The organism is Pseudomonas sp. MH10 (assembly GCF_034353045.1).
Taxonomy (GTDB): Bacteria; Pseudomonadota; Gammaproteobacteria; order Pseudomonadales; family Pseudomonadaceae; genus Aquipseudomonas.
This window is the reverse complement of record NZ_CP133783.1, coordinates 1,440,829-1,462,750: the sequence shown is the minus strand read 5'-3', so window position 1 is coordinate 1,462,750 and position 21,922 is coordinate 1,440,829. Positions and strand designations below refer to the sequence as shown.

Below are 21,922 nucleotides of genomic sequence, written 5' to 3'. Positions count from 1 at the left end.
ACCCAAAAAAAAGACCCGGCAAAAAATGCCGGGTCAAAACCGTGATTAGCCTGATGAGGAGATAAACCAAGAGCCGACCTAAGGCTCTTGAGTTATCAGACTGATCTCGCGATCAGTTGCCGCAATACTAATCGTTATCATTCGCAAGTCAAAGCTTTTTCCTTCTTTGTTCAAGAAAGATTCTCAATAGCGACGCAGAGCCTATAGAACCGACGGATCTTCCAGCTCCACCAACCCGGTGCCTTCACTGACCATCTCGCCCTCTACGCAATAAATCGCTTTGACCACCCCTGCATGGGGCGCCCGAATGCTGTGTTCCATTTTCATGGCTTCCAACACCACCAGTTGCGCGCCGATGTCGACGCTTTGCCCGACCTCGACCATCACCCGCACGATGCTGCCGTTCATGGGCGCAGTCAGGCCGCCTTGTTGGGTATGGCTGGCCTCGACTTCGGCAATCGGATCAAGACGCTTGATCGTACGCAGCTCGCCCTGCCAATTCAGGTACAGCGTGTCGCCGCGCCGGATCGCCAAGTGCTGATGCCGAACACCGTCGTGTTCGATGACCAACTGTTCGCCCTGCAACCTGGCGCTGGATGCATTCGTGTTGCGCAGCTGGATCACCTGTTTCTGGCTGTTACAGCTCAGATGCAAGTCTATTTCGGCTGGAAGACCGGCGCGTAAGCCCCGGTTGCTGGACCAGGGCGAATGCAGATCATTCTGACGAACGGCGTTTGCCTGGCTTTGGCTGAACGCTTCACCGGCCGCCTGCCAAAATTCAGCCGTCAGTTCACCCGCTGGCGGCAGCAATTGCGCCTGATAACGCGGAATGAAATCAGTATCCAACTCCGCCGCGGCGAACGCTGGGTGGGCAATGATGCGACGCAGAAACGCCACGTTGGTTTTCAGACCACCAATGGCAAACTCATTCAGCATCGCCAACAAACGCAAGCGTGCTTGCTCGCGGTTTTCACCCCAGGCGATCAGCTTGCCGAGCATCGGGTCATAGAAAGGCGAAACGCTGTCGCCCTCAGCCACGCCGCTGTCCACCCGGCGTCCGGGACCCGCCGCCGACTCACGGTAAATCGCCAAAGTGCCTGTTGCAGGCAAGAAGTCGTTAGCCGGGTCTTCGGCATAAAGTCGGACTTCGATCGCATGCCCGATCAGCGGCACCTGCGCTTGAGTAATCGGCAGCGGCTCGCCCTGTGCGACGCGAATCTGCCAAGCCACCAGGTCCAGGCCGGTGATGGCTTCGGTGACCGGGTGTTCGACTTGCAGGCGCGTGTTCATCTCCATGAAGAAGAACTCACCGCGTGAGTCGAGCAAAAACTCGACAGTACCCGCCCCAACATAGCCAATGGTTTGCGCCGCACGCACCGCAGCTTCGCCCATGGCCCGGCGCAGTTCCGGGGTGAGACCGGGGGCGGGGGCTTCTTCCACGACTTTTTGATGGCGACGCTGAATCGAACAGTCGCGCTCATTCAGGTACAAACAATTGCCGTGTTGGTCGGCAAACACTTGAATTTCCACATGGCGTGGCTTGAGCAGGTATTTCTCCACCAGCATCCGCGAATCACCGAACGATGACTGCGCTTCCCGCTGTGCCGAGGCCAGCGCTTCAGCCAGTTCACTGACCTGCTCAACGACCTTCATCCCTTTACCGCCGCCACCCGCCGTGGCTTTGAGCAATACCGGGTAGCCGATGCGCTCAGCCGCAAGGCGGAAGGTGTCAACGTCTTGCGCCGCGCCGTGGTAACCCGGCACCAGCGGAACGCCAGCGTCTTCCATTAACGCTTTGGCGGCGGACTTGCTGCCCATGGCATCAATGGCCGAGGCGGGCGGGCCGAGGAAAATCAGTCCGGCGTTTTCGATGGCGCGGGCAAAACCGGCGTTTTCCGACAAGAAACCATAACCGGGATGGATCGCCTGGGCACCGCTGGCCTTGGCGGCGGCGATCAGTTTGTCGATCAGTAAATAGCTGTCTGCGGCTTTGCTGCCACCCAAATCGACACCGATGTCGGCTTCACGAACATGCCGAGCCTCGCGATCAGTGGCGCTGTGCACCGCGACGGTGGTCAGGCCCAGGGCTTTGGCGGTGCGCATGATCCGGCAGGCAATTTCGCCCCGGTTGGCTACCAGAATCCGCGTTAGCAGTGGGGCCGCAGTTAATGAAAGCTTTGGCGAAGCGCTCATGGGCGCGGCTCCTTATTGAGTTCTGGCTGCCACGTGGGTGTGCGCTTTTCCAGAAAGGCGCGCAAACCTTCCTGGCCTTCCGGGCTGACGCGAATCCGCGCGATGGCGTTTTCGCAGTAACGGCGCAGGGCAGGGGTCAGCGCACCGTTACCCACTTCTCGGAGCAAGTCTTTGCTGGCGCGCATGGCTTGAGGGCTATTGAGCAACAGGTTGTCGACCCACTGGTCGACCCGCTGTTCAAACTCGGCGACTGGGTAGCACTCGGCAAGCAGGCCGATCTCCTGTGCCCGAACCCCGCTGAAACGCTCGGCGGTCAATGCATAGCGTCGGGCAGCACGTTCGCCGATGGCTTGCACCACGAACGGACTTATCACTGCCGGGGCCAAACCGATGCGCACTTCCGACAGGCAAAACTGCGCATCGTCAGTGCCGATCGCCATGTCACAGCAACTGATCAGCCCCAGTGCACCGCCGTACGCGGCGCCTTGGACAACGGCCAAGGTCGGGATTTTCAGTTTGGCCAGGTTGTACATCAGCTCGGCTAATTCCCGGGCGTCGTCAAGGTTGGTGCTGTAATCGAGCTTCGCCGATTCCTGCATCCAGGTCAGGTCGGCACCCGCGCTGAAGTGCTTGCCTCGGCCACGGATTAACATGAAGCGCAGGCTGGTATTGGCTTGAACCTCATCCAGCGCCAAAATCAGCTCGCGGATCATTTGCGCGTTGAAGGCGTTGTTCTTATCAGGGCGGTTCAGCCAAAGCGTGGCAAATCCCCGTGGGTCGGTGTTCAGTTCTAGGGTATTGAAGTCGGTCATGTTCACTCCTTTGGCGAGGCCGGGTTACATCCGGAACACACCGAATGTGCTTGGCTCGATAGGCGCGCTCAATGACGCGGACAGCGCCAGCGCGAGAATGTCGCGGGTTTGCGCCGGGTCAATCACGCCGTCATCCCACAAGCGAGCGCTGGAATAATACGGATGGCCCTGATGTTCGTATTGTTCGAGGATCGGCCGTTTGATCGCGGCTTCCTGCTCGGCACTAAACACCTGACCGCTGCGCTCTGCCTGTTCGCGTTTGACCTGCACCAGAACGCCCGCCGCCTGTTCGCCGCCCATTACGGCGATGCGCGCGTTAGGCCACATCCATAAGAAACGCGGGTCATAAGCGCGGCCACACATGCCGTAGTTACCGGCGCCGAAGCTGCCGCCAATGATGACCGTGAATTTCGGCACTTTGGCACAGGCCACTGCGGTGACCAGCTTGGCGCCGTGCTTGGCGATGCCGCCCGCTTCGTACTTCTGGCCGACCATAAACCCGGTGATGTTTTGGAGAAACAATAGCGGGATACCGCGCTGGCAAGCCAACTCAATGAAGTGCGCGCCTTTCTGTGCGGATTCGGCAAACAGCACGCCGTTATTGGCCAGGATCGCAATCGGATAACCGTGCAGATGGCCGAAGCCGCAGACCAGCGTGGCGCCGAACAAGGCCTTGAACTCATCGAATACCGAGCCGTCCACCAGCCGCGAGATCACCTCACGCACGTCGAACGGTTGTTTAGCGTCAGCCGGAATGACCCCGTAAAGCTCTTCGCTGCCATACAGTGGGGCAATCGGGGCGAGTGTGTTGAGTTGGCCTTGCTTGCGCCAGTTGAGGTTAGCGATGCTGCGGCGGGCGATGGCCAAGGCGTGCTCATCGCTGTCGGCGTAATGGTCGGCGACGCCGGAAATCTTGCAGTGCACATCGGCACCGCCCAAGTCTTCGGCGCTGACCACTTCACCGGTGGCCGCTTTCACCAGCGGCGGCCCGGCGAGGAAAATCGTCGCTTGTTGCCGGACCATGATCGCTTCGTCGGCCATAGCTGGCACGTAAGCGCCGCCAGCGGTGCATGAGCCCATGACCACCGCGATCTGCGCAATGCCCACCGCGCTCATGTTCGCCTGATTGAAAAAGATTCGACCGAAATGCTCCCGGTCTGGAAACACCTCATCCTGGCGGGGCAGGTTGGCGCCACCGGAATCCACCAGATAGATGCACGGCAGGCGGTTTTGCTGAGCAATGGCTTGCGCCCTTAGGTGCTTTTTGACCGTCAGCGGGTAGTACGAGCCGCCTTTAACCGTCGCATCGTTGGCGACGATCATGCATTCGACGCCTTCAACTCGGCCGATGCCGACAATCAACCCGGCCGCCGGAACGTCCTCGCCATATACCTCGTGCGCGGTCAGTTGTCCGATTTCAAGGAACGGCGAGCCGATGTCCAGCAATCGATTGATTCGTTCGCGTGGCAGTAGTTTGCCGCGTGAGGTATGGCGTTCCTGAGCCTTAGGCCCGCCGCCCTGGTGAACTTGAGCCAGCAATTGGCGCAGGTTCTCAACGTGATTGAGCATCGCCGCGCCATTGAGTGCGAACTCAGGCGAGCGGGTATTGATCTGGGTGTGCAGGATGGCCATGGGGCTACTCCGTGGATCTCCTGTAGGAGCGAACGTGTTCGCGAGGCGGCGCACCTGGCACATCGGGTCGCCAAGCTCGCCAACACGTTGGCTCCTACAGGGGAGGGTGCTTATTTTGTCTCGTTGAACAGTTCGCGACCGATCAACATGCGGCGAATCTCACTGGTGCCGGCGCCGATTTCGTACAGCTTGGCGTCACGCAGCAGCCGACCGGCCGGGAATTCATTGATGTAGCCGTTTCCGCCCAGAATCTGGATCGCGTCCAGGGCCATTTGCGTGGCGCGTTCGGCGCTGTACAAAATCACCCCGGCGGCGTCTTTACGGGTGGTTTCGCCGCGTTCGCAGGCCTGGGCCACGGCGTACAGGTAGGCACGGCTGGCGTTGAGTTGGGTGTACATGTCGGCGACTTTGCCTTGAATCAACTGGAACTCGCCAATGCTTTGGCCGAACTGCTTGCGGTCGTGGATGTAAGGCACCACCACGTCCATGCAGGCTTGCATGATCCCGGTCGGGCCGCCCGAGAGTACGACGCGTTCGTAATCGAGGCCGCTCATCAGCACCTTGACGCCGCTGTTGAGCACGCCGAGCAGGTTTTCTTCTGGCACTTCGACGTCATCGAAGAACAGCTCGCAGGTATTGGAGCCGCGCATGCCGAGCTTGTCGAACTTGGGGCTGCGGGAAAAACCTTTCCAGTCGCGCTCGACAATGAACGCGCTGATACCGTGAGCGCCTTTTTCCAGGTCGGTCTTGGCGTAAATCACGTAGGTGTTAGCGTCCGGACCGTTGGTGATCCAGGTCTTGCTGCCGTTAAGCACGTAGCAATCGCCGCGTTTGTCGGCGCGAAGCTTCATCGACACCACGTCGGAACCGGCATTCGGTTCGCTCATGGCCAGCGCCCCGACATGCTCGCCACTGATCAGCTTGGGCAAGTACTTGGCTTTCTGCGCGGGGCTGCCGTTGCGGTTGATCTGGTTCACGCACAGGTTTGAATGTGCACCGTAGGAAAGGGCGACCGACGCCGAACCACGGCTGATTTCTTCCATTGCTACCACGTGCGCCAAGTAACCCATGCCCGCGCCACCGTACTCTTCGTCGACGGTGATGCCCAGCAGACCCATGTCACCAAACTTGCGCCACAGGTCAGCCGGGAACAGGTTGTCCCGGTCAATCTGCGCGGCGCGGGGAGAAATTTCTGCGGCGACGAAGGATTGAACTTGGTCGCGTAACATGTCGATGGTTTCGCCGAGGGCGAAGTTTAGGCTCGGGTAGCTCATGTATGTGCCTTTTCTATTATTGTTTGAAGTTCGGTGTTCACCTTTACGTTAACGTAAACCTACGGGTGTTTGTGTGTCAACGAGAGAGTGGGGGGAGGAGATTTTTAGCGCAGGGGCATCATAGGCCAGACAGCACGAAGGGGAGCCTAGGCTCCCCTTCAAGTTTTTTTGTATGCTCTTTTTATTATTCGAGGGTGGCCTGTTTTTGTTTTTGGCGACCAGTCCCTTTCACTGCTTTTTAATCGATCCCCATTCAGGATCAAGAGCAAACGTATTTTTTTGAGCGCTGATACTGCTTTTATCAATATCGATCCAACCAGTGCTGGAGCTACCTGAGGTAGTTTTATTATTCTCTGTCCGGTTGCGGGACCTAAATCCCTGAAAAGCCATCCACTCCAAAAAGATCTGTTAGCTGCGTCTCTGTCCGTGTTGTTCTTGTTATGTCAGAGCCGATACGTATTGTTTTTATTGGGTTACTGCTTCGTTTCTTATTCTTGTTGTACAAGAGATATAGCAGATGCCGTGCCAGCTTTTATAAAAGCTATAAAAAACAATTGGTTAAATAAAATACGACTATTCAGGCCCGTCAGAATATCGAGGAATTGTTTCCGTGTTACCCGTTTACGACGACCGCCCATCGTTACGGTAACACTCAGCTCGCCAATCGCGCCTTGGCCACCCTTGAGCCGCTAGGGCGTCCAAGCACGTCACAGATCCGTTGGCCGGCACCGATCAACAGGTCGAGATCAACCCCGGTCTCGATGTCCAAGCCGTTGAGCATGTACAGCACATCTTCGGTCGCAACGTTGCCGCTGGCGCCCTTGGCATAAGGGCAGCCGCCCAGCCCGGCGATGGAGCTGTCAAACACCTGAATGCCTTCCAGCAGGCTGGCGTAGATATTGGCCAGCGCCTGCCCATAGGTATCGTGGAAATGCCCGGCCAACTTGCCCCTGGGGATTTTCCCGGCAACGGTGTCGAATAGCGTGCGGGTGGCGCCCGGCGTGCCGGTGCCGATGGTGTCGCCCAGCGAAATTTCGTAGCAACCCATGGCGAACAGCTCATTGGCGACCGACGCCACTTGTTCCGGGGTCACCTGGCCCTCGTAGGGACAGCCCAGCACGCACGACACGTAGCCACGCACTTGCATCCCATGCAAGCGTGCGGCTTCCATGATCGGGGCAAATCGCTCCAGACTTTCGCTGATCGAGCAGTTGATATTGCGCTGTGAGAAGGTCTCGGACGCGGCGGCGAAAATCGCGATTTCAGTTACGCCGGCAGCCAAAGCGTCTTCGAAGCCTCTCAGGTTCGGCGCCAACGCGGCGTAGGTCACTTCTTCCTTGCGTTGGATTTGAGCGAAAACGTCAGCGGAGCCGGCCATCTGCGGCACCCATTTGGGCGAGACGAAACTGCCGACTTCGATGTAACTCAAGCCCGCAGCGGTGAGGTCGTCGACCAAACGTACTTTGTCGGCCACGCTCACCGGCTGCGCTTCGTTCTGCAAGCCGTCGCGGGGGCCAACTTCTACCAGGCGTACACGTTGAGGTAAGGGCATGGCATCACCTTATAATTATTTGAGATTCACTCAGTAACATCATGATTTTTCAATAGAACGTTCAAGTGCAGACAAGCAGCGTTCTTCGGCAGTGTCCAATTCCAGCTGCATTTGCTGAATATCCAGTAACTGCTGTTCCAGCTGATTACGGCGCTCCCCGATCTTGCCAAGCATGGTGTTGAGTTGCTTTTGATTGTCTCCACGCGGGTCGTACAGCTCGATTAATTCGCGGCATTCGGCCAAGGAAAAGCCAATACGTTTGCCGCGCAGGATGAGTTTCAGGCTGACTTTGTCGCGGGTCGAGTACACCCGCTCAAGGCCGCGTCGCTCGGGGGCGAGCAGACCTTGTTCTTCGTAGAAACGAATAGCACGGGTGGTGATGTCGAGCTCGCGGGCGAGGTCGGAGATGCTGTAAGTCTGGCTGCTCATGGAGTCGCTCGGGGTTAACGTGGGGTTAACCTACGGCGAGCTTGACGTATACGTCAAGCAGCGCGCCATGCGTTCTTTTTTTTCAACTGCTCAGGAGTGACTAATTCAGAGCAATTATCTAATCTAGAATTCACATTAACTAACGGATATATAGCTATATTTATCAGTTATTTATTAGAGATATCTAATGCTTTGTCGAGTTTTTTATCTTGTGCCGTCACTTGCTGGCACAGCTCAATCATTTGCTCACGCATCCAGCGGTTGGCTGGGTCTTGATCGGTGCTTTCGTGCCAATAAAGGTGAGTTTCCACCTGCGGCACATCGTTGACCGGCAAGTTGAAATAGTGGAGTTCATGACGTCGAGCGAAGCGTTCCGGGACGGTCATCACCATGTCGGTTTGTTGCAGCACTTGCGATGCCATCAGGTAATGCTGCGAGCGCAGGGCGATCTTGCGTTGAATACCCATTTTGCCCAAAGCCAAGTCAACATGACCTAAACCACTGCGGCGGCTGGAGATGTGGATGTGGGTCAGGGACAAGTAGTCGTCGAGGGCAAATTTCTCTTTGGTCGCCATCGGATGGCCTTTGCGCATGGCGCACACGTACTTGTCTTCCATCAGCTTGACGTGACGCACTTGAGGGTCGGTATTGAGCGGCGCATCGACCGCGAAGTCCAGGCGTCCCGCCGCCAGTTCTTTGGTCGTTTCCCGGCGCTTGGACAAGAAGCTTTCGATGATCACGGCCGGCGCCAACCGCCGCAGACGCTGAAACAGTGCGGGCAGAATTACGGCTTCGGTCAGGTCCGTCATGCTGATGCGATAGGTCTTATTGGCCTGTAGCGGATTGAAAATCCTGCTTTCCTGCACCGAAACCCGCAGCAGCGATAACGCATTGCGAACCGGGCCGATGATGTTCTGGGCCATCGGCGTAGGGACCATGCCCTGGGCGGTCCGCACGAACAATGGATCGTTGAAGGTCTCGCGCAAACGAGCCAATGCGTTCGACACTGCCGGCTGGGTTATGCCGACGATTTGCCCTGCGCGAGTCAGATTTGCTTCGGTATAGATGGCATCAAACACAATAAAGAGATTGAGGTCGACTTTGCTCAGATTCATTCCATTGCACTCTCATGTTGTTTTTGTTGTGACTTGCGAAGCTCGATCATATATCGGTTATGAATGTTTATACACGCTGAGAATAGGTTAGATAAATGTTCATTGCTGATCTAGCATCGGATTCATGTCCTCACCCACCTCATTTCACAAGGTAGTTGCCCATGGATTTCGCTTATTCCCCTAAAGTTCAGGCGCTGCGTGAGCGTGTGACCGCGTTCATGGAAGCTTATGTCTACCCGGCAGAACCTGTCTTTGAACGTCAGGTCTGCGAGGGTGATCGTTGGCAGCCCACTGCAATCATGGAAGAACTCAAGCTCAAGGCTAAAGCTGAAGGCCTGTGGAATTTGTTCTTGCCTGAATCGGAGCGGGGTGCCGGCCTGACCAATCTGGAATATGCACCGCTTGCGGAAATCATGGGCCGCTCGTTGCTCGGACCTGAGCCGTTCAACTGCTCGGCACCGGACACCGGCAACATGGAGGTGCTGGTGCGCTACGCCAACGAAGCACAGAAAGTGCAGTGGCTAGAGCCGCTGTTGCGTGGCGAAATTCGTTCAGCCTTCGCCATGACCGAACCAGATGTAGCGTCTTCGGACGCCACCAACATGACCGCCCGTGCCGAGCGGGTCGGTGACGAGTGGGTGATCAACGGCCGTAAATGGTGGACGTCGGGTGCATGCGACCCGCGCTGCAAAATCATGGTGTTCATGGGCTTAAGCAATCCCGATGGCCCACGTCATCAGCAACACTCGATGATTCTAGTGCCTACCGATGCGCCAGGCGTGACCATCGTTCGTTCGTTGCCGGTATTCGGTTATGACGACGCACCCCATGGCCACGCCGAAGTGCTGTTCGAAAACGTGCGAGTGCCTTACGAGAATGTGTTGCTGGGTGAAGGTCGCGGTTTTGAGATTGCTCAAGGTCGACTCGGCCCTGGCCGTATTCACCACTGCATGCGCTCCATCGGCATGGCGGAGCGGGCGTTGGAGTTGATGTGCAAGCGCGCGATCAGCCGAACGGCCTTTGGTAAGCCTTTAGCGCGGCTGGGTGGCAACATCGACCTTATCGCCGACTCGCGAATGGAAATCGACATGGCACGGCTGCTGACCCTAAAGGCCGCGTACATGATGGACACCGTCGGCAACAAGGTGGCGAAAAGTGAAATTGCCCAGATCAAAGTCGTGGCGCCCAACGTCGCGCTGCGGGTGATTGATCGCGCGATTCAAATCCACGGTGGCGCGGGGGTTTCCAACGATTTCCCACTGGCCTACATGTACGCCATGCAACGCACCCTGCGCTTGGCCGACGGCCCGGACGAAGTTCACCGCGCAGCCATTGGCAAGTTCGAGATTGGCAAATACGTGCCCAAGGAGATGTTGCGCAGCGAACGTCAGGGATAAGGTTCACACCAACTGTAGGGCCAACGTGTTGGCTCTACAGGGATTGTGTTTACGGTGCGCCCGCCCACCAAAGGACTTAATACACCCAAACTTCAACCCTACGGTTCTTGATCCGGCCCTCGTCGGCATTGTTCGCCGCTACGGGCATTTCGTCTCCGAACCCTCGGATGTCGCGGAAATTAACCCCATTCTTGACCAACTCCCGGCGTACCGCCATGGCGCGCAGTTTGGACAGTAATGCGGCGCGGGCCGAGTCGCTCTTGGGATCACCAAACCCCACCAGTGTCACCTCGTCGTTCAGTTTGTTGTGGGCTTTCAAATACACCAGCACTCGCCTCAAATCACGCTGTGCCTTGTTGTCGAGGATTGCGCTGCCTTGGGCAAAGCGAAAGTTCACCGACAAGCGTTGTGCTTGTCTGACGATGGCCTGGTAGTCGGCCGGCATTTCGGCAGAGACCTGCACCTTCACCGCCTGCACCGTCTGAGAAATGAAGCCGCTATTGGCAACAATCGCCTGACCTTTGGCACTCTGCGCAAATTGCACCAGCGCTTTAGCCCAGGGTTGGTTGCTTAGGGGGGGCAGGTAGAAATAAAGGCGTCGCGACAGTGGGTAGTCTTCGGTCGCGATCAGGCTGTTGGTCGGCAGCATCGGTTTCGAGTTGCCGTCAACAATCGCCACTGCCTGGGCCTTGCGGACGTAGGGCAGACCAATAAAGCCGATGCCGCCCCGATCCTGGCTGACTTCATCAGACAATTGCTCGCTGGATTCGAAGCGCTTGGCGCTGGGTGCCAAGGTTTTACCGTTCTTGACCAACACCAACTCGTTGAACGTGTCGAAGGTGCCGGATTGGTCATCGCGGGCATACAGGTGGATTGCGCCGCCCGTACCGCCCAACTCTTCCCAGCGGTGAACCTCGCCCGAAAAAATCCGCGCCAGTTGTTCAGTGTTCAACTGATGCAGTGGATTACCGGGGTGCAGGATGACGGCCACACCGTCGATGGCGATAACCTGTTCAGCGTTTGAACTTTTCAGATCGCCTAGAGCTGCCAAATCGTTCAGTTCGGTTTCTTTAATGGGGCGCGATGACGCGGCCAGATCCGCAGTTCCTGCCTTCAACGCGCTAAAGCCGGTGCCGGAACCATGGGCGGCGACCTCAATCAATACCCGATGACCATCGGCAGTTACAGCCGTCACCCGCTGTTCGTTTTCGTGGGCGCCGGGCTCGATTCGCACCTCCTGCATGCCTTGCGCTTGTAAAAGACCTTCGACCAATGCCGGGCCCAATGTAGCGCCAATGGTGTTCGAGCCTTGAATACGCAAAGCGGCCCCGCCATCGGCAGGCACAAGCAGTGCAGCGAAAACCGAAGCGGGCAGGGCGCTGCACAGCAGCCCAAAAAATAACCCTGCAGCGCGTTGGCGGGATTGACCGGTGAACAGAGCGCACAGCATGCGCGGCACCTTATATAGACAGAAAGTGTCGGCAGATTAAGTCAGGATGATTGCTGAAATATGACAGTGCGGCTGCGCTGTCATATTTCCCTGTGTGCTTAATTCAATTCCAGCCAGATAGGTGCATGGTCTGATGGCTTTTCCATTGCGCGCAGGTCGTAATCAACGCCCGCGTCCTTGATGCGTGGCTGCAACCCGTGGGACGTCATGATCAGATCAATGCGCAGGCCGCGTTTCGGTACGTCTTCAAAACCACGGCTGCGGTAGTCGAACCAGCTGAAGCGGTCTATTACGTCCGGGTGCAAGTGACGAAAGCTGTCCACCAGTCCCCAGCTCTTCAGCCGCGCCAACCATTCCCGCTCTTCTGGCAAGAAGCTGCACTTGCCAGTTTTCAGCCACCGCTTGGCGTTGTCCGCACCGATACCGATGTCACTGTCTTGCGGTGAGATATTGATATCGCCCATCACGACGACCGGCTGATGATTTTTAAATTGAGTTTCCAGCAGCAACTGCAGGTCGTTGTAGAAGCGGGCCTTTGCCGGGAATTTGGTCGGGTGATCGCGGCTTTCACCTTGTGGGAAGTAGCCATTCATGATCGTCATTGGCTCACCGTTGGCATCGGCGAAGGTGCCCCAGATGAAGCGTTTCTGAGCTTCTTCGTCGTCGGAATGGAAGCCCTTGTGCAGGGTCAGCGGCGCTTGGCGTGAGAGCAATGCGACACCGTAATGACCTTTCTGGCCATGGAAGTGCACGTGATAGCCCAACGCCTCGATCTCGGCGTGGGGGAACTGTTCATCAGACACTTTGGTTTCCTGCAAACCGATGACGTCTGGCTGATGTTTTTCAATCAGTGCCGCCAACTGATGAGGTCTGGCGCGCAGGCCGTTGATATTGAATGAGACGATTTTCATGGGCGGCGATCCTGGCAAAACTAAAAAGCGATGCTAGCTGACCTGTCGGCTCTCGGCCAGCGTGGCGGATTGCTCGATCGACTGCTAGGGTCGGATAAGGGAATGAAAGGATTGCAGGAACCACTGCCCCGACGCTGACTCGAAGCCTTCGCATCACAAAACGCTGCCGGTCGAGGGGCGCTGTATCTATGAGGTTTATTAAATGCCTGACACTTCAACGGCTGTGGCTGAAGTCCGTTCGCTGGACAGCGGTTATTCACGGGAAGCGCGCTCGCTGCTTTACCACGCCTACCGTCACGAACCGAGCTTTGGTTATCTGTTCGAATCTGAACGGCCGGGCTATGAGCACCGAGTGCGGGCCACCGTGAGGGAATTGGTCAAACAGCATTTTTTCCAGGAGTTGCCCGCGCTGGGATTGTTTGTCGAGGATCGGCTGATTGGCATCGCCTTGATTGCACCGCCTCAACGGCGTTTGGGTATTACCGAGAGCTGGGCCTGGCGCCTGCGCATGGTGCTCAGTACCGGATTTCGCTGCACTCAGCGTTATTTGGCGTATCACCAGGCGGTGCTGGCGTGCTTGCCGTCAGACGCAGTGCACGTCTTGCCGCTGCTCGGCATTCACCCTCAATTTCAAGGCCGGCATTTCGGCGAACAACTGCTTGAAGCCCTGCATCGATGGTGTGCCGTGGATGAAACGTCGGAAGGGGTCGTTCTCGACACCGGAAATCCCCGTTACTTAGAGTTTTACAAGCGACAGGGTTATGAGGAAATTGGAGAGATCGCCGTAGGACCCATCCGCGAGCATGTGTTTTTTCACCCTAATCCACAGGCTTTGCTCAAAGCCCAGGCGTAACAGCTTGAAACTTCTTGGGTTTGGTACGTTCTAGTGGCATCCGCAGCTCGTGATAGCATTCGCGCCTATGAAATTTCACGGAAGATTTACCCGCGGTTTGATTCTGTTGTTCACTGTACAGCTCAGCAGTTTTGCGGCCCTTGCCCAAACACAATTGGATGTCAGGATCAAACCCTCCAACGCCGAACTTAAAGCCAACATCGAAGGGTATGTGGGCAGCCTTGGCGAGCGCGATGATATAGAAGCGCTGCGGCGTTTCAGCGTGGGTGCCGAAGAGCAGGCGCTGAAAGCGGTGCAGGCCTTGGGTTACTACCAAGCGCACATCGGCAGCGAAGTGGAGCCGGGAAAGGACAAAGACCTTCGGCTTATCATCAACATCGAACCTGGCGAACCCGTGCATTTGCGCACGGTCACCGTACGTGTCGACGGCCCGGCGTCCACGCTCAAGGAATTTCGCATTCCGTCGAGCGACGTTCTGAAACCCGGTGCGGTGCTCAACCACGGCCATTACGAAGATGCCAAGCGGCTGATTCAAAATCAGGCTTCGCGCTTCGGATTTTTTAGCGGGCATTTTACTCAACAACGCTTGGCCATTGACCCAAAGGCGGGGGTTGCCGATATCGAACTGGTCTTTGAAAGCGGCCCACGTTACGCCTTGGGCAAGGTCAGCTTCACCGGCGACGCGCCGTTTGACGACGACCTGATGCAACGGATGGTGCCTTTCAAAGCCGACACCCCTTATGACTCTGAGCTGGTCGCCGAACTCAATCAGAATCTGCAATCCAGCGGTTATTTCGACACTGTCCGCGTCGATGTGGCGCCTACGTCTGCGGTGGCCCAAGTCATCCCCGTAGCGGTCCAGCTAGAGACACGCAAACCGCGCACGATGGGGTTGGGCATCGGTTACTCCACCGACGTCGGCGTGCGCGGCAAGGCCAATTGGACACGGCATTGGGTTAACCCGCAGGGCGACAGCTACGGTGCCGACATGGAGTTGTCGGCACCTAAGCAAAACATCGGGTTGTGGTACGACATTCCGCTGGAAAAGCCATTGACCGACAAGCTGCGTTTCGCTGGCGGATACCAGTACGAAGAGATCGCTGACAGCGACAGCCTCAGCAAACTGCTCACGGTCGGGCCGGAATGGCACAGTAAATTGCCCAGCGGTTGGGAACGGGTACTGTCATTGAAGTGGCAACGCGAGGATTACCGGTTGGGCGATGACGCGGGCCTCAGTACGTTGTTGATGCCCGGTGTCAGCTACTCATTTCTGCGCAGCGACAACCGGATTGATCCCCACAATGGCTATCGTCTGCAATTCGACGCGCAAGTGGCCAAAGAAGGGTTGGGGTCGGACACCAACCTGCTGCATGGCAACGTTCTGCTTAAAGGCCTGACCACCGTGTTTCAAAATCACCGTTTTTTAGGCCGCCTCCAACTCGGCGGAACTGCCACCAACGGCTATAAATCGATTCCACCGTCATTGAGGTTCTTCGCCGGTGGCGATCAAAGCGTGCGCGGTTATGACTATCAAACCCTTTCGCCCACCAACTCCAATGGTGATCGGGTCGGCGGCCGGTACATGGTAGCGGCCAGCGTTGAATACCAATATTCCATTGCTGAAAAGTGGCGGATCGCGACCTTTATCGATCAAGGCAATGCGTTCAACTCGTTACAACTTCCCAGCCTGAAAACCGGTGTCGGCATCGGCATTCGCTGGGTATCGCCGGTCGGGCCATTGCGCCTTGATGTGGCCCATGCCTTGGACGAAGACGGCGGGATTCGTTTGCATTTCTCCATGGGGCCTGAACTGTGAGGCGGGCGACGAAGATTACCAGCATCAGCCTGATCGCCTTTTTTGCGCTATTGGCTGTCCTGGTCCTTGGGCTGTACACGATTCTCAGTACCGAGGCCGGCAGTCGATGGGCGCTTGGGCAGGTTCCAGGATTGCAAATCGACAACTTCACCGGGCAATTGGCCGGAGAGTGGCGAGCGGATCGACTGCGCTGGGTTCAAGGCGATAATCAGGTCGACGTTGACGCCCCGGTGTTTGTCTGGTCTCCCTCGTGCCTGCTGACGATGACCTTGTGTGTCGATCAATTGCAGGCCGATCGCGTTAGTTTGCGGTTCCCGCCGGGACCTGCGTCAGAATTGAATAACAGCCCGATAACGCTGCCCACGTTGAAGCTACCGGTGGCGATTCGCTTAGGCGAAGTGCGCGTTGGCAGTCTGTTGTACAACGGCAGCGAGCAATTGAAGGACCTTCATCTGGGAGCTGAGTGGACATCCCAGGGTTTGCAGATTAATACCGCGCATCTGCAATACGGCGATCTGGTCCTGGACCTTTCCGGTGTGTTGCAACCCAACGGCGACTGGCCACTGACTGCCCAAGGTCAATTGAAGCTGCCTGCTCCAGGCAACGTGCCGTGGAGTTTGGCGCTGAATATTCAAGGCAACCTGTTGAAAACCTTGCAGCTCAATGCTGACAGCGCCGGCTATCTCCAAGGACACCTGACCGGTCAACTGCAACCGTTAATGGAAAATTTGCCGGCGCAGGTGAAGATCACCGCTGACAGTTTCAAGGCGACTGCCGAGCTGCCTGACACGCTGCAACTCAACAAGCTTGTGCTGACAGCCCAAGGTGATCTGGAAAACGGTTATCAGGTCACTGGCGACGCCAGCCTGCCTGCGGAAAAAGGCCCGGTGGCGTTGAGGTTGCAAGGTCGTGTCGACGCTCAAGGTGCTGACATAGCCGCTCTCGACTTGACCGTCAGCCCCGAACAATCATTAAAGCTCAGCGGAAAATTAGACTGGCGCCAAGGGTTCAGCGCCGACGCAAAAATTGATTGGCTGAGTTTCCCCTGGCATCGACTTTATCCCGCCATCGATGAGCCTCAAGTGTCGGTGCGTACCTTTCGAGGTGAAGTTTCCTACAGCGATGGCAAATACCTTGGCAATTTCGATTCAGCGTTCGACGGTCCGGCGGGGGCCTTCACCCTGAACAGCCCGTTTAGTGGTGATCTCAAACAGGTATTTTTGCCGCAGCTTGAATTGGGTGCCGGTCAGGGCAAGGCGAGCGGTCATTTGAATCTGCAATTTGCCGACGGTATTGGCTGGGACACGGCGCTGGACTTAAGCGCAGTCAACCCCGCGTATTGGCTGGCGCAACTGCCGGGAAATCTGGCCGGGTCGTTGCGCAGCAAGGGTGAGTTCAAAAACCAACAATTGACGCTGAATGCCGACCTGGACCTGAAAGGTAAGCTACGAGGGCAGCCGGCTCTGCTTCAGGCTAAAGCCGACGGCGCAGGTGACAAATGGACCGCCAGCGCGCTGGATGTCCGCCTGGGTGATAACCGGATTCACGGCAGTGGTAGCGTGCAACAGAAATTGCTCGGCCAGCTAGACATTAATTTGCCGCGTTTGTCCCAGCTTTGGCCTCAATTGCAAGGGCAGCTGAAGGGCCGCCTGGACGTGGGGGGCAGTGTGCAAGCGCCGCAAGGTCAGCTCATTCTGCAGGGTGGGCAGTTGGCGATGGCCGATAATCAGCTGCAAACATTGACCCTGACGGCGAAGCTCGACAACGCCCAGCGCGGGAATCTGGACCTGAAAGCTGCGGGTATTCAATTAGGCGATACGCAGTTAGGCACGTTGACCGCCAATGGACAGGGCGATATCAAACGTCAACAGATGAAGCTTGATCTGCAAGGCCCCTTGCTGAAAGTGGCGCTGGGCGCTGACGGCGTTTTGGATAAAGGCAGCTGGCGCGGCCGCCTGGCCAGTGGAGATGTTCAAACCGGTGGCCAGGATTGGCGCTTGCAACAGCCCGCTAAGCTTGAGCGTCTGGCAGACGGCAAAATCAACTTCGGTGCGCACTGCTGGCTATCCGGGCCGTCAAGCCTGTGTGGCGAAGATCAGCGGTTGATGCCGGAGCCGCGCCTTCGCTATCACCTCAGGCAATTCCCCCTCGACAGCCTGGCGCAATGGTTGCCCAAGGATTTTGCCTGGAAAGGCGCGTTGAGCGCCGACCTGCAGCTCGATCTACCCGCGTCCGGCCCCAATGGACAGATTTCGGTGGACGCCAGCGGCGGTACGCTACGCCTGCTCGAAAAAGACCAATGGCTGGATTTTCCGTATGAAAGCCTCAAGCTCACCAGCACTTTGACCCCCAAGCGTATCGACTCACGGTTGGATTTTCGTGGCGGCAAACTGGGCACATTGTGGATGACGGCACAGATCGATCCGCTGGCAAAAAACAGGCCTGTGACGGGCGAGTTCAATCTCAGTGGTCTGGATATCTCAATCGCTCGACCGTTTGTGCCCATGGTCGAAAAGCTGACGGGTCGGCTTAATGGCAGTGGGCGTGTGTCCGGTGGATTGCTGGCCCCCCAAGTCAGCGGCAATGTCACGCTCAGCGGTGGCGAGGCCTCCGGGCCAGAGTTGCCACTCAATGTGCATGACCTGAAAGTGCAAGCGCTGATCGCCGGAGAAAGCGTGCGTCTGGACGGCAGTTGGAGCAGCGGCGATGCGGGGCGGGGCACCTTGAATGGTCAGGTCGCGTGGGGCGAGGCGCTGGCGGTGGATATCAGTCTCAAAGGCACGCACCTGCCCGTCACGGTAGAACCTTATGCCGAACTCGACGTCGCGCCGGACCTGCACATTGCGATGAAGGGAGACAAACTGGCGATCTCCGGGAAAGTGCTGATTCCCAAAGGCACGATTACCGTCCGCGAGCTGCCGCCGTCGACGGTCAAACTGTCAGGCGACACGGTCATCATCGGCCAACAAACCGGTGATTCCGCTCAATCGAAGCAGTTGGCAATGGCCATGGACATCGACGTTATCGTGGGCCAGGAAACACTCAGCTTTACCGGCTTTGGATTAACTGCCAATTTGGCGGGGCATGTCCATATTGGCGATAACCTCGACACCCGCGGGGAACTGAACCTCAACGACGGCCGTTATCGGGCGTATGGTCAGCGTTTAACTATCCGCAAGGCGCGATTGTTGTTTGCCGGACCGATTGACCAACCGTATCTGGATATCGAAGCGATCCGTCAGGTCGATGACGTGGTGGCGGGCATTCGCCTGACCGGCAGTGCTGAACAACCCACTACCGTGGTCTTTTCAGAACCGGCACTGACTCAGGAGCAGGCACTTTCCTATCTGATTCTGGGTCACGCACAGACCACCACCGGAGAAGACAGCAATATGATGGCCCAGGCAGCGTTGGCGTTGGGTTTGGCGGGCAGTTCGTCCACTACCGGCGCGTTGGCAAAAAACCTGGGCATCAAGGATTTTGAACTGGATACGGCGGGCAGCGGTACAACCACCAGCGTAGTCGCCAGCGGAAAGATCACCGATAAAATAAGCCTGCGTTATGGGGTAGGTGTATTTGATCCCGCGAACACCATTGCGTTGCGCTATACGTTGAGCAAGAAGGTGTACCTGGAAGCCGCCAGCGGCGTTGCCAGCTCGCTGGATATCTTCTACAAGCGGGATTTCTGATCATCTGTAGGAGCGAACTGGTTGGCGAAGGTCTTTCGGACCCTATCGCAGCCTTCGGCAGCTCCTACAAATCTGTGCAGCGCCAAACTCTGTGGGACCGAAGTTATTCGGGAAGCGTCATATCGGAAATACCGTATTACGCCCTTCGCCAACCAGTTGGCTACAGAGGTTACTGATTCACCAGCTTCAACGACGTCTCGGTATACCGTTTGCCAGCGATGGCCTCGACCGGGAACAAATCCTTGAGCGCTTGCAGCTCGCCAGGACTCAGTTTGATTTCCAGCGCCGCAACGTTTTCTTCCAGGTATTTGCGTTGTTTGGTGCCCGGAATAGGGATCACATCATTGCCCTGCGCCAGCACCCAGGCCAACGCCAGTTGCCCGGCTGTAACGCCCTTGTCCGACGCCAGCTTCTGAACTTCCTCGACTAACAGCAGATTTTTCCCAAAGTTTTCGCCCAAGAAACGCGGGCTGGAACGCCGGTAATCATCGGGAGCAAAATCATCCGGGCTTTTCAGGGTGCCAGTCAGAAATCCGCGTCCCAAGGGACTATAAGGTACAAAAGCGATGCCCAGACGACGGCAGGCTTGGAGGCTGCCGTTTTCTTCAGGGTCGCGGCTCCACAGGGAATATTCAGTCTGCAGCGCGCTGATCGGATGCACTTTGTGCGCGCGCTCCAACGTACTGGCAGAGGCTTCGCTCAATCCCAGGAAACGCACTTTGCCCGCCTTGACCAACTCAGCCATAGCGCCAACGGATTCTTCAACCGAGATTTGCGGGTCGATCCGATGCTGGTAATACAAATCTAGGGTTTCAACCCCCAGGCGCTTAAGCGTGCCATCAATAGCGCTGCGGATGTACTCTGGGCTGCCATTCACGCCTCGTGCAGTGGGGTCGCCAAGATCGCGAACAAAACCGAACTTGCTGGCGATGAAGACCTGGTCGCGTTTGCCACGAATGGCTTTGCCGATCAGCTCTTCGTTGGTGAACGGGCCATACATGTCGGCGGTGTCCAGCAGATTGACTCCCAACTCCAGCGCGCGGTGCAAGGTTGCCACCGCTTCCTTCGCATCGGTGCCGGTGGTGTAAAAATCGGTCATGCCCATGCAGCCAAGACCGATAGCTGAAACCTGAGGGCCGTTTGTTCCGAGTTGACGAGTGTGCATAGATGACTCCGGCTCGTTATAAAGAGATTCCTATTGTTACCCTCGACAGAACAGGGGTAAACCGGCTAAAAATGCTTTCACTGTTTAGAAAATCTAAACAGTGACTTCATCATCATTCATCAGGCCGTGCCCATGGACCGATTTAACGCGATGCGGGTGTTCACCCGTATCGTCGAGCTGGGCGGGTTTGCCAAGGCAGCCGACAGCCTGCACATACCCCGTGCTTCGGCAACGATTCTGGTCAAGCAACTGGAAGCGCATTTGGGCGTTCAACTGTTGCAGCGGACAACGCGTCAGGTCAAACCGACCTTGGACGGAGAGGCGTATTACCAACGCTGTGTCAGCTTGCTAACCGACCTTGAAGACACTGAAGCGGTATTTTCTTCCAATCGTGTCGAGCCAAAAGGTACGCTGCGTATCGATATCCCAGTAGGTTTTGGGCGGTTGATCATTCTTCCGGCGTTGCCCGAATTCAGTGCTCGCTACCCGCTGCTTGAATTGGAAATCGGCATGAGTGACCGCCCGGTCAAGCTGATTCGGGAGGGCGTGGATTGCGTGGTGCGCATAGGTCCCTCCCTGGATGACTCGCTGGTGGCTCGATTGTTGGCCCACATACCCCAAGTCACGTGCGCCAGCCGGGAGTATTTGCAGCGGGTGGGCATGCCAAGCAACTTGGATGACCTTCAAGGGCACCAGGTGATCGAGTATTTTTCGGCTAATTCCGGCAAGCGCTACGGATTGGAATTTCAACTGGGCGATGAGGTCCATGAGATAAGCCTGCCCAAGGCACTTTCAATCAACAGCGCGGACGGTTACCTCGCTGCCTGCGAAGCCGGGTATGGCTTGATGCAGACACCGCACTATCACATCGTCGAGCAACTGCGTAGCGGGACATTATTGGAGGTGCTCAGCGAATTTCGGCCACCCACCATGACATTGATGGCCTTGTACCCACCGCATCGGCAGATGTCACGTCGAGTGCGAGTGTTTATTGACTGGCTGGTGGAGCTTTGCGCTTGGCACAATCTGTCAGACAAAAAGCAGCCAACCCCATAGGTCGCTAAGCGCTTTCGTGTTTAACTTCCGGCTCTTCCAAAAACCCTTCAAAAAGGACTCAGTTCATGGCTCAAGTGACTCATAGAGGCAACCCTATCCAAGTCAAAGGCGATCTGCCAGCCGTCGGAAGCGCAGCACCTGCGTTCACGCTGGTGGCGGGCAACCTGACTGACGTGACCTTGGCAACCTTTGCCGGAAAACGCAAAATACTGAATATTTTCCCAAGCATCGACACCCCGACGTGCGCCACGTCCGTGCGCAAATTCAATGCTCAGGCCAACGACCTGACCAACGCCGTCGTACTGTGTATTTCTGCTGACCTGCCGTTCGCTCAAGCCCGTTTCTGCGGCGCTGAGGGTCTGGAAAATGTTCAGAACCTGTCGACCATGCGTGGCCGTGAATTCATTGAAAACTACGGTGTTGCAATCGTTGAGGGGCCTCTGTCCGGTCTGACCGCACGGGCGGTGGTTGTACTCGACGAAAACGACAAAGTACTGCACAGCGAGCTGGTACCGGAAATTGGCCAAGAGCCCGATTACGACGCTGCCCTGGCTGTACTAAAGTAATAAGTTGTAAAA

Annotated in this window: 16 protein-coding genes; 6 read left to right on the top strand and 10 right to left on the bottom strand. The window is 56.8% G+C overall.

All coding sequences use genetic code 11. The features are described 5' to 3' along the window. Positions 1–201: 201 nt before the first annotated feature. The 7 genes from RHM59_RS06490 to RHM59_RS06460 all read right to left on the bottom strand — a co-directional run bounded on the left by RHM59_RS06490 (position 202) and on the right by RHM59_RS06460 (position 9,007). The gene (locus RHM59_RS06490; protein WP_322286231.1) at positions 202–2,193 is read right to left on the bottom strand and encodes an acetyl/propionyl/methylcrotonyl-CoA carboxylase subunit alpha; all 1,992 of its coding nucleotides are present in this window, start codon (positions 2,191–2,193) and stop codon (positions 202–204) included. Continuing rightward, complete coding sequence (locus tag RHM59_RS06485; protein ID WP_322286230.1) at positions 2,190–3,005, bottom strand: gamma-carboxygeranoyl-CoA hydratase; 816 nt, start codon at positions 3,003–3,005, stop codon at positions 2,190–2,192. The genes RHM59_RS06490 and RHM59_RS06485 overlap by 4 nt, the downstream gene beginning before the upstream one ends. Positions 3,006–3,029: 24 nt before the next feature. Next, the gene (locus tag RHM59_RS06480; RefSeq protein WP_322286229.1) at positions 3,030–4,637 is read right to left on the bottom strand and encodes a carboxyl transferase domain-containing protein; all 1,608 of its coding nucleotides are present in this window, start codon (positions 4,635–4,637) and stop codon (positions 3,030–3,032) included. Between the two features lie 110 nt (positions 4,638–4,747). Continuing rightward, a complete protein-coding gene (locus tag RHM59_RS06475) occupies positions 4,748–5,911 on the bottom strand; it encodes an isovaleryl-CoA dehydrogenase (RefSeq protein ID WP_322169331.1) in 1,164 nt (387 codons plus the stop codon). Positions 5,912–6,563: 652 nt separating this feature from the next. Next, positions 6,564–7,463, bottom strand: coding sequence for a hydroxymethylglutaryl-CoA lyase (locus RHM59_RS06470; RefSeq protein WP_322286228.1), 900 nt, complete (start codon positions 7,461–7,463; stop codon positions 6,564–6,566). 39 nt (positions 7,464–7,502) lie between these two features. Continuing rightward, the gene (locus RHM59_RS06465) at positions 7,503–7,892 is read right to left on the bottom strand and encodes a MerR family DNA-binding transcriptional regulator (RefSeq protein ID WP_322169336.1); all 390 of its coding nucleotides are present in this window, start codon (positions 7,890–7,892) and stop codon (positions 7,503–7,505) included. A gap of 167 nt (positions 7,893–8,059) precedes the next feature. Beyond that, positions 8,060–9,007: a LysR family transcriptional regulator gene (locus RHM59_RS06460; RefSeq protein ID WP_322286227.1), complete on the bottom strand. Its 948-nt coding sequence runs from the start codon at positions 9,005–9,007 to the stop codon at positions 8,060–8,062. A 161-nt stretch (positions 9,008–9,168) separates the two neighbouring features. Between RHM59_RS06460 and RHM59_RS06455 the strand changes: the two genes are divergently transcribed. Then, entirely contained in the window at positions 9,169–10,404 is a 1,236-nt protein-coding gene (locus RHM59_RS06455; RefSeq protein WP_322286226.1) for an acyl-CoA dehydrogenase, read from the top strand. A gap of 76 nt (positions 10,405–10,480) precedes the next feature. Here RHM59_RS06455 and RHM59_RS06450 read toward each other — a convergent pair whose 3' ends face one another. Beyond that, complete coding sequence (locus RHM59_RS06450; RefSeq protein ID WP_322169346.1) at positions 10,481–11,854, bottom strand: phosphate ABC transporter substrate-binding/OmpA family protein; 1,374 nt, start codon at positions 11,852–11,854, stop codon at positions 10,481–10,483. Positions 11,855–11,952: 98 nt separating this feature from the next. Further along, on the bottom strand, positions 11,953–12,765 hold the full coding sequence (gene xthA, locus RHM59_RS06445) for an exodeoxyribonuclease III (RefSeq protein ID WP_322169349.1): 813 nt from the start codon (positions 12,763–12,765) through the stop codon (positions 11,953–11,955). Positions 12,766–12,967: 202 nt separating this feature from the next. Here xthA and RHM59_RS06440 point away from each other — a divergent pair, with 202 nt between their 5' ends. The 3 genes from RHM59_RS06440 to RHM59_RS06430 all read left to right on the top strand — a co-directional run bounded on the left by RHM59_RS06440 (position 12,968) and on the right by RHM59_RS06430 (position 19,123). After that, positions 12,968–13,618, top strand: a complete 651-nt coding sequence (locus tag RHM59_RS06440) for a GNAT family N-acetyltransferase (protein ID WP_322169352.1) — start codon at positions 12,968–12,970, stop codon at positions 13,616–13,618. A gap of 67 nt (positions 13,619–13,685) precedes the next feature. Beyond that, positions 13,686–15,434 carry an autotransporter assembly complex family protein gene (locus tag RHM59_RS06435; protein WP_322169355.1) on the top strand — a complete coding sequence of 583 codons (1,749 nt, stop codon included), beginning with the start codon at positions 13,686–13,688 and terminating at the stop codon, positions 15,432–15,434. Further along, positions 15,431–19,123, top strand: coding sequence for a translocation/assembly module TamB domain-containing protein (locus RHM59_RS06430; protein WP_322286225.1), 3,693 nt, complete (start codon positions 15,431–15,433; stop codon positions 19,121–19,123). The genes RHM59_RS06435 and RHM59_RS06430 overlap by 4 nt, the downstream gene beginning before the upstream one ends. 169 nt (positions 19,124–19,292) lie before the next feature. Here RHM59_RS06430 and RHM59_RS06425 read toward each other — a convergent pair whose 3' ends face one another. Continuing rightward, positions 19,293–20,288 (bottom strand): aldo/keto reductase, encoded by a 996-nt coding sequence (locus RHM59_RS06425; protein WP_322286224.1) that lies wholly within the window; start codon positions 20,286–20,288, stop codon positions 19,293–19,295. Positions 20,289–20,420: 132 nt separating this feature from the next. Between RHM59_RS06425 and RHM59_RS06420 the strand changes: the two genes are divergently transcribed. Then, the gene (locus RHM59_RS06420; RefSeq protein WP_322286223.1) at positions 20,421–21,344 is read left to right on the top strand and encodes a LysR family transcriptional regulator; all 924 of its coding nucleotides are present in this window, start codon (positions 20,421–20,423) and stop codon (positions 21,342–21,344) included. A gap of 65 nt (positions 21,345–21,409) precedes the next feature. Then, on the top strand, positions 21,410–21,910 hold the full coding sequence (tpx, locus tag RHM59_RS06415) for a thiol peroxidase (protein WP_322169369.1): 501 nt from the start codon (positions 21,410–21,412) through the stop codon (positions 21,908–21,910). Positions 21,911–21,922: the final 12 nt, after the last annotated feature.

Excerpts from the sequence above, each read along its gene's own strand:
- RHM59_RS06425 (WP_322286224.1), bottom strand. The coding sequence starts at position 20,288 with ATGCACACTCGTCAACTCGGAACAAACGGCCCTCAGGTTTCAGCTATC.
- RHM59_RS06490 (WP_322286231.1), bottom strand. The coding sequence starts at position 2,193 with ATGAGCGCTTCGCCAAAGCTTTCATTAACTGCGGCCCCACTGCTAACG.
- RHM59_RS06485 (WP_322286230.1), bottom strand. The coding sequence starts at position 3,005 with ATGACCGACTTCAATACCCTAGAACTGAACACCGACCCACGGGGATTT.
- RHM59_RS06470 (WP_322286228.1), bottom strand. The coding sequence starts at position 7,463 with ATGCCCTTACCTCAACGTGTACGCCTGGTAGAAGTTGGCCCCCGCGAC.
- xthA (WP_322169349.1), bottom strand. The coding sequence starts at position 12,765 with ATGAAAATCGTCTCATTCAATATCAACGGCCTGCGCGCCAGACCTCAT.
- tpx (WP_322169369.1), top strand. The coding sequence starts at position 21,410 with ATGGCTCAAGTGACTCATAGAGGCAACCCTATCCAAGTCAAAGGCGAT.
- RHM59_RS06420 (WP_322286223.1), top strand. The coding sequence starts at position 20,421 with ATGGACCGATTTAACGCGATGCGGGTGTTCACCCGTATCGTCGAGCTG.
- RHM59_RS06475 (WP_322169331.1), bottom strand. The coding sequence starts at position 5,911 with ATGAGCTACCCGAGCCTAAACTTCGCCCTCGGCGAAACCATCGACATG.
- RHM59_RS06465 (WP_322169336.1), bottom strand. The coding sequence starts at position 7,892 with ATGAGCAGCCAGACTTACAGCATCTCCGACCTCGCCCGCGAGCTCGAC.
- RHM59_RS06455 (WP_322286226.1), top strand. The coding sequence starts at position 9,169 with ATGGATTTCGCTTATTCCCCTAAAGTTCAGGCGCTGCGTGAGCGTGTG.
- RHM59_RS06450 (WP_322169346.1), bottom strand. The coding sequence starts at position 11,854 with ATGCTGTGCGCTCTGTTCACCGGTCAATCCCGCCAACGCGCTGCAGGG.
- RHM59_RS06435 (WP_322169355.1), top strand. The coding sequence starts at position 13,686 with ATGAAATTTCACGGAAGATTTACCCGCGGTTTGATTCTGTTGTTCACT.
- RHM59_RS06480 (WP_322286229.1), bottom strand. The coding sequence starts at position 4,637 with ATGGCCATCCTGCACACCCAGATCAATACCCGCTCGCCTGAGTTCGCA.
- RHM59_RS06460 (WP_322286227.1), bottom strand. The coding sequence starts at position 9,007 with ATGAATCTGAGCAAAGTCGACCTCAATCTCTTTATTGTGTTTGATGCC.
- RHM59_RS06440 (WP_322169352.1), top strand. The coding sequence starts at position 12,968 with ATGCCTGACACTTCAACGGCTGTGGCTGAAGTCCGTTCGCTGGACAGC.